A 13,347-nucleotide genomic window follows, 5' to 3' on the forward strand; every position below is an offset into this window, starting at 1 on the left:
TAAAAATACCCGACTCTTTTAAAGTCGGGTATTTAATATTGCTAGTCTAATCCAATTTCTTCACGAACAACTGCCGCAATTTTTTCGACGTAATAATCAACTTTTTCATCAGTCGGCGCTTCTGCCATAACCCGCAGCAGCGGTTCTGTTCCAGAAGGACGAACTAAGATACGACCATCGCCATTCATTTCAGCTTCTGCTTCATCAATGGCCTTTTTAATTGCAGGTACATCCATCGCACCATATTTATCACTTACACGAATGTTTACTAACTTTTGCGGATAGATCGTAACTTCACCAGCAAGTTCAGAAAGTTTCTTTCCGGTTTGTTTCATGATGTTCAATAATTGAACTCCTGTAAGCATCCCATCACCAGTTGTATTATAGTCTAAGAACAACACATGCCCAGATTGCTCGCCGCCAAGATTGTAATCATTTTTACGCATCTCTTCGACAACATAACGGTCTCCCACTTGGGTGATCACATCTTCTAGGCCAATTTCTTCAATTGCTTTATGAAAGCCTAGATTGCTCATTACAGTAGTCACAACTGTATTCTTTTTCAAACGTTTACGTTCAGCTAAGTACTTCGCACAAATAAACATAATACGATCGCCGTCAACAATGTTCCCTAATTCGTCCACTGCAATTACTCGATCACCATCGCCGTCAAAGGCCAACCCGGCATCTGCACCTTTCTCAACGACCATTTTCGCCAATGTTTCCGGATGTGTCGATCCCACTCCAGCGTTAATGTTTAATCCATTTGGTGAGGTTCCCATCGTGTAGAAGTCCGTTTCTAAATCAGCGAATAAGCGATTAACACTGGTAGAAGTCGCTCCATTAGCCGCGTCAACACAAACAGTTAAACCAGAAAGATCACCTGAAATTGTTTGCACTAAAAATTGAGAGTACTTCAATAAACCTTCGTGAAATTCATCCAGCGTTCCCAAACCTTCAGCAGATGGCCGAGGCAATGTATCCTCTTCAGCATCAATCAACGCTTCAATCTCAGCTTCTTGTTCATCAACTAGTTTGAATCCATCACCACCAAAAAATTTAATACCGTTGTCTTCTGCTGGATTGTGAGAAGCGGAGATCATAACGCCTGCTGAAGCCTTTTGCAGTCTTGTCAAATAGGCAACACCCGGTGTTGAAATAACTCCCAACTGAAAAACTTCAATACCGACGGATAACAAGCCAGAGATTAGGGCTGTTTCCAATAATTCACCTGAGATTCGAGTATCACGCCCAACTAAAACACGTGGACGCCCTTCACTCTCTTGATGTTGACTTAGTACATAACCGCCACAACGGCCCAACTTAAACGCTAGTTCAGGTGTTAGCTCCTTATTCGCGATTCCACGTACTCCGTCTGTTCCAAAATATTTACCCATTAAATTATATTTCCCTTCTTCATCTAGTCAGTTGATTGATTTGTCGGTTCTTCTTGACTACTCGTCATTTGAGTAGCACTTGTTTCAGAAGATCTTGAACTACCACTCGAATTTCTCGTAGCTTCAGTTACCGACGAACTAGAATGATTTGTGCTGCTAGTTTCTGAATCTTGTGTTTTTTTAAGTACTGGTGTCACTTGCGCGCTCACGGTTTTAGGATTGACTTGATAGTCACCAGATACAGGTACGTCAATAAATTTTTTGACGGTTCCTTGGATTTGGCTCACATCAACCGGAATACCGATACTGTCTATTTTATCAAGCACTGACTGTACGCCAGTAATTGTTGCTTTTGTGCGATTCAAATCGATTTTGACACTTTCAACAGCTGAAGGCAGATCGCCTTCTTGAATCGGATAAAGCGACACCTCTTTACTTGGTGTTTGAATTTCAAATGAAACAGTCACATTTTGCGGATCTGATTGAATCGGTAATGCCTCCCCGCTAGCATTCAATGCCTGAACGGGCGCCTGGATACTTTCTTGATCCGTATTAAGTTTACTGCTATCGACCGAGGCTACCACACGATCGATTTCCTTCATCGTGTTTTCGCCAGTTGTAATTTCAACTTTTTCCGGCTTAGTCGACATTTCTCCAATTTTTAAACCATTATTGCTTGTTGTACTGCTCAAAATCGGTGATACATCGAATTGTTTTTTCACTTTCTTCTCAACCGTCACAGATATTTTTTCTGGATCAATCGATGCAAAAAGGGAGCTAGACAAATTTTTAGTTTTCAAGCGAACTTCATGAGTACCGCTAGTCAATTTTGTTAAATCGGCTACAACACTAAAATCGCGTGTATCTGGATCAATTTCTTTATTTAATTGAATTCGATTTGCACCGCTTAACTTAACTGACACATTCGATGAGAAGCCATGAACAAAGTACTCATCTGAATTATAAAGAACCGTAATTGGTAAATTTTGAATAGATTCTTCATAGTTAGCCTCAGAAGAAATCAATTGACTGAAATTTTGGCCGTTCACGTTAAAAAATAGAATCAAACTAAACACTAACGAAATCAGCACGTAAGGCATATTGCTTTTCTTAAACTTAATTCTCATTTTTCGCCTCCTTTAGTCAACCCTTCCAAAAAGGTTTGTAAGAGACTTTTTTTCCCAGCGTTTTTTTCATCTGGCAGTAACTCTCTACGCATCACAGCAAGATATTCCTCCTGAGATAAATCATGAAGAAAATCATTATTCAGCGTGATACTAACCCCACCAGTTTCTTCAGAAACAATAAATGTTAACGCATCGCTTACCTCGCTAATACCCACTGCGGCTCGATGCCGAGTCCCGAATTCTTTTGGAATCAGCATGCTATCGGAAAGCGGCAAATATGCTGAAGCAACAGCGATTTTTCCATTTTTGACGATCACAGCGCCGTCATGTAAGGGAGTATTAGGTATAAAGATGTTGATCAATAACTCTCCGGTAATATCCGCATCCAAGTCAATCCCGGTTTCAATATATTCCTCTAACCCAGTAAATCGCTGAATCGTTACTAATGCACCGATTTTTCTTTTGGACATGTACTGAATCGCTTTATCAAACGCTAAAATCATCCGTTCATCATCGCGTTCTTCTCTTCTTGTTGTTTTAAAGAAAGAACTGCGTCCCAAATGCTCTAGCCCCCGCCGAACTTCCGGTTGAAAAATAACAATCGCTGCAATAACACCATACGTGATGATTTGGTTCATCAGCCACGACAATGTATGCAGCCCGATTAATTCAGCCACGATTCGAATTCCAATAAAAATCGCCACACCTTTGATCAATTGGACAGCCTTTGTTCCACGAACAAGTTCAAACAAACGATAAATCAAAAACCAGACGACAAATATATCTAAAAGGTTGACGATGATATCCCAAGTTGACAAATTCTCAGAAAAAAAGCTAAGCCAATATTCCGGTTTGAATAATTCAATTAGACGATTAGGCATAGATAACCTCTCTTTCTATCCAAAATTCTATCCAATTATACCACAGTGGTACAGGTCTAGCATAAAATTTAAACAGGAAAAAGGGCCTTAGTAAACTAAGACCCTTTAAAACTATTTGTCACGTTTCGCAGCACGTGCTGCTCTGCGGGCTGCGCGTCGCGCCTCCGCTTCTGGATCAGCTTTACGTTCTCGTTTCGGCTTAACATCAGCAGGCGTTTCATTCGTTTCTACCGACGTACCTTCAAGTTTACTACGAATTTTTTCTTCTTGTCCCGCTATTCGAGCATAGTTATAAAAACGTGTCTTAGCATCATTCACCGTTTTTTGGTATAACCGTTGCGCATCATCCGGTTGAATTCTTTCCAATGCTGAAAAACGTGTTTGTTGTTTCATAAAACCAATCATTTCATCAAAGTTTGGTTTTTTATAATCCAATGACATTGGATTCTTTCCTTTATCACGTTGAACCGGGTTGTAGCGATACAATGACCAATAGCCTGAATTAACAGCATCTTTAGCCTCTTGCAATGTTTTACTCATCCCACCGCGTAAACCATGATTGATACAAGGTGTATAAGCAATTACTAAAGATGGTCCAGGGAATTTTTCTGCCTCTTCCAAAGCTCTGATCGTTTGTATTTGATTAGCTCCAGAGGCGATTTGCGCCACGTAGACATTCCCGTAAGTCATCGCCATCAATCCTAAATCCTTCTTCGACTGATATTTACCGCCTGCAGAAAATTTCGCAATTGCTGATGCTGGTGTCGCCTTAGACGTTTGACCACCCGTATTTGAATAGACCTCATTATCCATGACTAAAATATTCACATCTGCACCGCTGGCTAAGATATGATCAATCCCACCGAAACCAATGTCATATGCCCAGCCATCTCCGCCGAACATCCATTGACTGGTTTTAACAAACAGATCATGGTTATCATATATATCCGCTAATTTTGGATCTGACAAACCTTCAGCTTCAAGTGCGGCTTTTAATTTGGTTGCTCGTTGCTGGGTACCTTCAGATTCAAACATATGATCCATCCAGTCCTCCATCAGTTCGCGCAAGTCATCAGAAACAAAGTTTAGTATTTCACCGATTTTCACTGCCAACTCTTGACGACGAGTTTGGTTAGCAAGAAACATTCCGTATCCGTACTCAGCATTGTCTTCAAATAACGAGTTCGACCAAGCTGGTCCTTGACCCTTTTCATTGGTCGTATAAGGACTTACCGGTGCAGCTGCTCCCCAAATAGACGAACAACCAGTCGCATTAGCGATCATCATACGATCTCCGAACATTTGTGTCATTAGTTTCACATAAGGCGTTTCACCACAACCTGCACATGCTCCAGAGAACTCAAGTAATGGTTGATTGAACTGCGAACCTAATACAGAATTTGTTTTTGCTGGATTCGTTTTTTGTTTTAATGTCATTGAAAACGCCCAGTTGACAGCTTCTTCTTTCTCTTCTTCATAAGGTTTCATAACTAAAGCTTTGCCTTTGGCCGGACAAGCTTCAACACACAAACCACAACCAGTACAATCTTCAACTGACACTTGGATACGGTATTTCAAACCATCCGCTCCACGCATTTCCCGTACAATATATCCTTCTGGTGCTTCTTCCATTTCTTCCTCATCAGCTAAGAACGGCCGAATCGCTGCATGTGGACAGACGAAGGAGCACTCATTACACATAGTGCAACGATCACTGATCCAGTGAGGAACTTCCAACGCTACCCCACGCTTTTCGAATTGGGTGGTGCCTGTCGGAATGGTGCCATCAGTCATACCGTTCGCCACTAGATCGTTGACAGTTAAATCATTGCCTCGTTGCGAATTAATTGGCTCCACAATTTGTTCGACATATTGGGACACAGGAGACTTGTGAATCTTTGTGGGAATTTCAACAGTCAACCAGTTTTCAGGAACTTGCACTTGATGTAATAATTCCACAGTTTGTTCAATTGCCGCAATATTCTTTTCAACGATCTCCAAAGATTTCCGACGATAACTTTTATCAGCCTCTGATTTTAAGATATCTAATACTTCATCGAAGGGAATAATCCCAGTCAAACTGAAGAAAGCTGTCTGCATCACTGTATTAATCCGTGAACCAAGACCAACTTCCATCGCCAACTTTGCTGCATTGATCGTATAAAACTTAATATCGTTTTCGGCAATATAGCGTTTCATTTTCGCCGGTAGCAACTTATCCATCTGAGTATCATTCCACATAGTGTTCATTAAAAATATTCCACCTGGCTTCAAGCCTTTTAATAAATCGTAGGTGTGAATATACGCAGGCGTATGACAGGCGATAAAATCAGCGCTCTCAACCAGATAGGTTGAACGGATAGGAGTATCCCCAAAACGCAGATGTGACACAGTTAATCCACCAGATTTCTTTGAGTCATAACTAAAGTAACCTTGAGCATATTTATCCGTATGATCACCAATAATTTTAATCGCCGATTTATTTGCCCCAACGGTTCCATCAGAACCAAAACCCCAGAATTTCGCTTGGAAAGTATTAGGATTTGTTAAGTCGACGATTTCTTTTGTATCCAAAGACATATTAGTTACATCGTCAATAATACCGATCGTGAATCGCTTTTTAGCTTCCTTCTTGCCCTTCAATAACTCATCATAAACAGCAATAATTTGATCAGGAGTCACATCTTTTGATCCTAAACCAAAACGACCACCAATGATTTTGGGACGAACATCCGCTTCATACATCACACCTTGAACGTCTAATAAAAGCGGCTCTCCGTCTGCACCAGGTTCTTTTGAACGATCTAATACAGCGATTGATTTGACTGTATCAGGAAGTTTTTCTAAAAAGTTCTCCGTTGGAAACGGACGATACAAATGGATATTTAAAAATCCGACCTTTCGGCCATTGGCATTCAGATAATCAACGGTTTGTTCAATCGTTTGCGCAACAGATCCCATCGCCACTATGACTTCCTCTGCATCCGCTGCACCATAATAAGTTACTAGGTCATAATTCGTTCCGCGAAGTTTGTTGATCTCAAACATATATTTTTGCACGATCGCTGGCAATTCATCATAATAACGATTAACTGTTTCTCGTTGTTGAAAATGGACATCAGGATTCTGATTAGTTCCGCTAATTGTCGGATGATTTGGATTCATACTGCGTTTTCGGAAAGCTTTAAGTTTTTCTTGATCAATCAGTGGTGCTAATTCCTCATAATCGATTACCTCTACTTTTTGAATCTCATGACTTGTACGGAAACCGTCAAAAAAGTTCATGAATGGAAGACTGCCCTCAATAGCGGCCAAATGTGCTACCGCCGACAAATCCATTACTTCTTGCACACTGCTTTCTTGCAGCATAGCAAAACCCGTTTGGCGCGCCGCCATTACATCCCCATGGTCACCAAAAATATTTAGTGCATTCGTCGTCACTGCACGACTGGCAACATGGAAAACCCCAGGCAGCAATTCTCCAGCAATTTTATACATATTGGGAATCATCAGTAATAATCCCTGTGAAGCCGTATAGGTGGTTGTTAACGCCCCCGTTTTCAGTGCCCCGTGAACAACGCCCGCAGCTCCCGCTTCTGATTGCATCTCAGTAATATTGACGGGTTGACCAAATATATTTTTCTTCCCTTGTGAAGCCCATTGGTCCACAAGTTCAGCCATTGTTGAGCTAGGAGTGATTGGATAAATAGCGGCTAACTCTGTGAATGCGTATGAAATATAAGCAGCAGCTGTATTTCCATCCATCGTTTTTTTCTTACGCATATTTCTCCTCCTTAATGATGTTAGTATTTTCTTGTCATATACCAACTATAATCGTAAAAATCAGCTAATTCTTTTTTTACTAGAATTTTCTAAACTAAAAGCTTTATACCGTTCATACTCGTTCATCTATAATTAAAAAGCCCATTTAGAAAAATCAGCTGACATCTTTATAATCTTTGTAACAACGGACTTATTATAAACTAACCTTTCACAAATTCAAACACGTGTTTCAGTCTTTTTAACTTATTTATACGAAAAGAGTTTGTTTTCTTAAAAATATTTTGTACACTAATAAGAGAAAGGATGTGTTTCTTCATGGATATTTCGGTTATTAAAGGAAATCTAGTCAACGATTTCAATGGAATCAAAATCGGTTCGGACGCAGCACCTAAACGTTTGATTGAATTTATCAATCTTCGATGCCCTTACTGTAAACAATGGTTTGAAGAATCTTATGAAACACTGAACCAAGCAGTTGTCGAAGGGAAAATTCAGCGCATCGTAAAATTATTAGATAAAGATAAAATAAGTTTACAACGAGGAAATGTGATGCACGAGTATATCAGTGCTGATCCAGAAAAGGCGCTTATTCAAATCCAACAAGCCTTCGAAACACAAGAAATTTGGCAAGATTTTGAATTAGAGGCCGTCGCTGAATACGCCGAAAAAACGTTACACTTCTCACAACAGGCAAACCAAAGCTTACAAAGTGAGATTCGTAACGAAGCTGAACAAGCCAATATTAAGTTTGTCCCAACAGTTATTTTAGATGATCATATTTTTGATGAATCCATTAGTGAATCTACTCTAAAAAGTTATATAGCGGAATAAATAAAAAAACCGTTTGATACTCAAACGGTTTTTTTTCGTAGATTTTCAGCAAAATCATTAATTTTACGGATTCGGTGGTTAATACCAGATTTGGAAATCGCACCTGAGGGGATCATTTCACCGAGTTCCTTTAGACTAATTTCTGGATTTTGAATCCTTAGTTCGGCAATCTCTTGGAGTTTCTCCGGTAGGGACTGCAATCCAACTGTGGTTTCAATAAAATGGATATTATCGATTTGTTTAGAAGCCGCATCAATTGTTTTATTCATATTTGCTGTCTCACAATTGACTAATCGATTGACCGAATTGCGCATATCCCGAACGATACGTACGTCCTCAAATTTTAACATCGAATTTGTTGCTCCGATCAATGTCAAAAAGTCTGCAATTTTCTCCGCACCTTTAAGATACGTAATATAGCCATTTCGTCGCTCTAAAGTTCTCGCATTCAGATCAAACTGATTGAGCAAATCACAAATGTCCTGATTATGCTCCTCATAAATCGAAGATATCTCCAAATGATAGCGGCTTGTTTCTGGGTTATTAACTGACCCTGAAGCTAAGAACGCTCCTCTTAGATACGCGCGCGTTTTTTCATCTGACTTTTTAATTTCATTAGTGATATGAGATTGAAACATCATCCCGTCCATGATATCCAAGTCCAACAATACTTTTTGCGTTTCCTGCTTTAGCCGAACAATGTAGACATTGTTTTTTTTCAACTTCATTTTCCGACGTACCAGCAGTTCACTGCGTACACCATAATGTTCTTTTAACAAAGTAAAAATTCGACGAGCAATCGCTGCATTTTCAGTCTGAACGTTTAAAACAAATTGATGATTGCTCAAACTGAGAGAACCGTTCATGCGGATCAAAGCGGCCAGCTCTGCTTGCGCGAGATTCTTTTGGACTGCCAGACCTGTTAATTCTTTTTTTACTTCTGCTGCAAAAGACATGGCGAGCCCTCCTTTTCAATAGTAAAAATTTACTTGTATTTTAGATCTTTGCTCCAAAAACGATCCGGAACAATTCATCTACAACTTTATCACCATCGTGGAATACGCCGCCATCACGCAGCTTCAAGAAATCTGTTGAGACAACACGACACCCTTCTTCTCTTAGGCCATTGAAATCGTGTGTAACTTGTACCAGATATTCATCGTAAATTTCAGGATCCATGTAACCTTCTGGTACTTTTTCCGTATTAACTAAAACCGTATCAATAAATTTACTGTCAAGATGTTTATGCAGAACGCGGATGTGATCAGCGTCACTAAAATGTTCTGTTTCACCTTTTTGAGTCATGATATTACAAATATATACAACTTCTGCATCAGTCGTACGGACAGCTTCACCCAATTCTTCAATTACCAAATTAGGTAGAATACTCGTAAATAACGAACCTGGTCCCAGTACAACCATGTCCGCTTCGTGGATAGCACTGACTACTTTTCGTGCCGCGTGCACAGCTTTCTCTCCATTTTTCTCTGTAACATAGACCTTTTCAATCGTCTTACGATCAAGAGCAATCTTTGATTCTCCTATCGCACTTGTTCCGTCATCAAAATCTGCATGTAAAACCAAAGGTGTTTCCGAAGACGGATAAATGTGCCCGTCAACATGTAACATCATGGAGAGCAGTTGGATCGCTTCATAAGTACTATTACGCATTTCTGATAACGCTGCTATTAAAAGATTACCAATTGTATGATTTGCCAAGAATTTATCATCCTCATGAAATCGATACTGAAATAAATCTTCATAAAGTTTTGGCATATCCGACAATGATGCCAGCACATTTCTTAAATCGCCTGGCGGTGCCATGTCAACAGAGTCTCGTAACTCACCACTGCTGCCACCATCATCAGCCACAGTAACCACGGCTGTAATGTCTGCACTTTGATTACGCAAACTTTTAAGAATGACTGGTAATCCTGTGCCGCCGCCAATAACAACAATTTTGGGTTTGCGAATACGGTACGTTTTCATTTTCATGAGCGATTCACCGTCTCTTTCCGCTTATCTTTATCACGATGTGTGATATTCACTTTATAATCTGCTTCCTTAAGAGCTTTGCCCACCCGCTCAGTTAGCGCAACCGAACGATGTTGTCCGCCTGTACAACCGATAGCGATTGTTAATGAACTTTTTCCCTCTTTGATATACCCTGGTAAAATATCCATCATTAGTCGAACAAAGTTTGTATAAAAGCTTTCTGTTTCTGGAAACGACATTACATAGTCATATACGGGCTTATCTAACCCAGTTTGCGGACGCAATTCTGGAATGTAATGCGGATTAGGTAAGAATCGAACATCCATCACGATATCCGCATCAATCGGCAGACCATATTTAAATCCAAAAGAAACAACCTCTACATGGAAACCTACATCATCTTTTTGTTTAAATGATTGATTAATTTTTTCCCGTAATTGTCGCGGTGTTAAATCTGTCGTATCGATCATTAATGTTGCTCGATTCTTCAAATCTTCTAGGATCGCACGCTCTTTACGAATTCCCTCCGTAATCATACCATCCATCGCCAACGGGTGCGCACGACGCGTTTCTTTGTAGCGTGAAACAAGTTCCCCATCAGAACAATCTAAAAATAAAATACTTGTATCAATAAAACCAGTATTTTCAATTTCTATTAGCATTTTTTGAATGTCCTCAAAAAATGAGCGCGAACGTAAATCAACCACTAAGGCTATTCTTGTTACCTTTCCGGATTCGCGAATCAACTCCCAAAATTTCGGAATTAAACCCGGAGGCATATTGTCTACACAAAAATAGCCCATATCCTCAAAACTTTGAATCGCAACGGTTTTTCCTGCACCGCTCATACCAGTAATGACAACCAAATGTAAACTCTCGGTCATTTGTGTCACTCCTTTCTCATAATTAGGAAAATACTTATTAAAAGTGTTCTCTATTTTCAAGCCCTATGCCATTATACAAAAAATAACTTTATCTTTTTACACACAGTTAAAATTAGAGTTGATTGCTACTTAAGCTTAAAAAGGTAATTTTTATAAAAAATTTTTGATTCTCAAATCTCGTGTTGTTCTATGGAATTCGTCAAAATAAGAACCGACTTACTTCAAACAGCGTAATGAATTTTTGAACCAAATAAAAAGACACCAAAGAAACTGTACGTTAGCCTCCTTCGCTATCTCATAGAAATTATAACACTCCTGGCGTGTCTTTGCTACATATTTGGAAATCTTTATCTTTTCATAATACAAAAAAACAGATCTCCTATTTGGAAGATCTGTTTTTTAATGCCAATTCAATTGTACGGTCGGCCAGAATTGATTGGGCATCGATTACTGGATAAGGAACTTCCTTTGTCAGTTCTTGAACTAAAGATAGCTCTGTACACCCTAATATAGCATTCTGACAGGCATATTTTTCAAAAACATCCGAAAGAATTTCCAAGTACAACTCGCTATTAATAAAGTCGTTCTCTTTCACATCATGATAAATCAGATGATTAATTTTATCTTGCAGTTTTTGATCAGGAACTAGAACTTCAAATCCTTTTGACTCCAACTCACTTTGGTAAACCTTTGCACTCATGGTTCCAGCAGTTGCTAACACAGCAATTTTTTCACCTGTTTGATGGCGCTTAGCCAACTCATTTACGGCCTCTCTTGGCATATGCAGTAGTGGAATTTTGGTTGCACCTTGTAATTGTTCAAAAAAATAATGAGCTGTATTACACGTCAGTACAATAAAATCCGGTTGTAATAAATTTTGCTTTTCGATGTCGTCTAATAAAAACGGTAGTGGATTTGCTGCTTCATGATCCAAAATATAGGCTGTTCGATCTGGAACAGTTGCATGATTGAACATCACATAGTTCAAATATTCTTGATCGTTGTGAGCCTGTGTACGCTGGTTTAAAATCCGAATAAAACTTTCCGTAGCCATCGTCCCCATGCCACCAAGGATACTAAAGAAATTTTCCATGCCTATCCTTCTTTCTCTTTAAAGTATAAATCGAATCTTCCTTTATATTTACTAAACATGTATTTCATTAAGATCCAACGCATCAACGACATGTCTTTTTTATAGAAGACAGTTGTACCCCATTGATCTTTTTTAATCATTTCTAAGGCTTTTTCTTTATCTGCATTATTTCGAGCAAATTTTTCAAAAACACCTTTTGGAACGCCCATCCATAACATAGATTTTTCTGGCTCTGCTTTACCGTAGATTGTTTCGATGAATGGCGTCTCAAAAACACGATCCTCAGTTGCATACTGTGCCAAATTAAAGCCATTCAATGTTACGAAGAAGCTGCTGCGTCCTTGACGTAAATTGATTTCAAATAATTTATACTCGCCATCTCGCGGATCATATTTCATATCGAAATTGGCAAAACCAGTATAGTTGATTTTTTCTAGAAACCCTTTGATTGTTTGATAAATTTTTTCATTGTATTCAGGCATAATTGCTACATAATTACCAATTGCCTCTGGAGAAGGATCTTCTAATAACGGATGACCCAAGCACATCATACGGACCTGATGATTTTGATCAACATAAGCATTCAAAACGCGCATGTTGCTGTCGTCACCAGGGATAAAGTCCTGAGCAATCATTTCACTAGTGTAGCCTGCTTGATAAATACGTTCGATAATTATATCAAACTCATCACGCGTGTCTAGAATAAAAGCTTTCTTTCTCCCCTTGAAATCAATTGATAGCCACTCAACACTATTGGCTGGTTTCAACGCCACTGGGAAGTCAAATGGTAGATCTTGTTTCAATTTACCTGCTTCCAATATATCTTCTGTAATAATGAAGGTATTTGGATATGGCAAATCATACTTCTCACAAATTTCATAGAAACTAACTTTACTTATTAATTGTTGTAACAAATCATACTCAATATAAGGACAAATAAACCATTCAGATAGTTCTTCCTTGTGCTGCGAAACTAATTCTGCATAGCCATCACCACAAGCAATTAACAAATATCTAGTATCAGGATCATTGTAAGTATTTTTTCCTAATTTACGCATCTGTTCAATGAATACAGGATCTTTATCGAAACCTGGGACCACGTGAACATTTACAATCTTACTATATTTAGTCGGTGCCAGTTGCAAACCGGCGTAAGCCTCAGAAACAATTCCGTAGGCTTCATGAAAAGAACGAGCCATGCCGTAGACATTGATATCGCTCCCTAAAAGAATCGGTACAAATTTTTGTTTTTTAGTCATATTTTCTTACACCTTCTCATTCTAAATCCTTGATAATCATACCATAAAGAAAAATGCAAGCAAAGGAGAATCCTTCACTTGCATCAAGCTTTATCAG

The 13,347-nt window shown here is 39.1% G+C and carries 10 protein-coding genes; 1 reads left to right on the forward strand and 9 read right to left on the reverse strand.

The genetic code is table 11. The annotated features are described in order from the left end of the window. Nucleotides 1-41 precede the first annotated feature (41 nt). The 4 genes from glmM to nifJ all read right to left on the reverse strand — a co-directional run bounded on the left by glmM (nt 42) and on the right by nifJ (nt 7,188). Complete coding sequence (gene glmM / locus PGP85_RS05655; protein ID WP_010739004.1) at nt 42-1,397, reverse strand: phosphoglucosamine mutase; 1,356 nt, start codon at nt 1,395-1,397, stop codon at nt 42-44. A gap of 23 nt (nt 1,398-1,420) precedes the next feature. After that, a complete protein-coding gene (locus PGP85_RS05660) occupies nt 1,421-2,524 on the reverse strand; it encodes a CdaR family protein (protein ID WP_270326470.1) in 1,104 nt (367 codons plus the stop codon). Beyond that, entirely contained in the window at nt 2,521-3,405 is an 885-nt protein-coding gene (gene cdaA / locus PGP85_RS05665; RefSeq protein WP_090403488.1) for a diadenylate cyclase CdaA, read from the reverse strand. Before cdaA ends, PGP85_RS05660 begins: the two co-directional genes overlap by 4 nt. 111 nt (nt 3,406-3,516) lie before the next feature. After that, nucleotides 3,517-7,188: a pyruvate:ferredoxin (flavodoxin) oxidoreductase gene (gene nifJ, locus PGP85_RS05670; protein WP_270326474.1), complete on the reverse strand. Its 3,672-nt coding sequence runs from the start codon at nt 7,186-7,188 to the stop codon at nt 3,517-3,519. A gap of 315 nt (nt 7,189-7,503) precedes the next feature. Here nifJ and PGP85_RS05675 point away from each other — a divergent pair, with 315 nt between their 5' ends. Continuing rightward, nucleotides 7,504-8,019 carry a thioredoxin domain-containing protein gene (locus PGP85_RS05675; protein ID WP_270326477.1) on the forward strand — a complete coding sequence of 172 codons (516 nt, stop codon included), beginning with the start codon at nt 7,504-7,506 and terminating at the stop codon, nt 8,017-8,019. Nucleotides 8,020-8,039: 20 nt separating this feature from the next. Here the strand turns inward: PGP85_RS05675 and whiA are convergent, their stop codons facing one another. The 5 genes from whiA to PGP85_RS05700 all read right to left on the reverse strand — a co-directional run bounded on the left by whiA (nt 8,040) and on the right by PGP85_RS05700 (nt 13,250). Further along, complete coding sequence (gene whiA / locus PGP85_RS05680; RefSeq protein ID WP_010738999.1) at nt 8,040-8,975, reverse strand: DNA-binding protein WhiA; 936 nt, start codon at nt 8,973-8,975, stop codon at nt 8,040-8,042. A gap of 40 nt (nt 8,976-9,015) precedes the next feature. After that, nucleotides 9,016-10,014, reverse strand: coding sequence for a gluconeogenesis factor YvcK family protein (locus PGP85_RS05685; protein ID WP_010738998.1), 999 nt, complete (start codon nt 10,012-10,014; stop codon nt 9,016-9,018). Further along, nucleotides 10,011-10,898, reverse strand: coding sequence for an RNase adapter RapZ (gene rapZ, locus PGP85_RS05690; RefSeq protein ID WP_010738997.1), 888 nt, complete (start codon nt 10,896-10,898; stop codon nt 10,011-10,013). Before rapZ ends, PGP85_RS05685 begins: the two co-directional genes overlap by 4 nt. A gap of 379 nt (nt 10,899-11,277) precedes the next feature. After that, on the reverse strand, nt 11,278-11,991 hold the full coding sequence (locus PGP85_RS05695) for an amino acid racemase (RefSeq protein WP_010738996.1): 714 nt from the start codon (nt 11,989-11,991) through the stop codon (nt 11,278-11,280). Between the two features lie 2 nt (nt 11,992-11,993). Continuing rightward, on the reverse strand, nt 11,994-13,250 hold the full coding sequence (locus PGP85_RS05700) for a carboxylate--amine ligase (protein ID WP_010738995.1): 1,257 nt from the start codon (nt 13,248-13,250) through the stop codon (nt 11,994-11,996). Nucleotides 13,251-13,347 lie beyond the last annotated feature (97 nt).

The organism is Enterococcus malodoratus (assembly GCF_027659535.1).
GTDB lineage: Bacteria > Bacillota > Bacilli > Lactobacillales > Enterococcaceae > Enterococcus_A > Enterococcus_A malodoratus.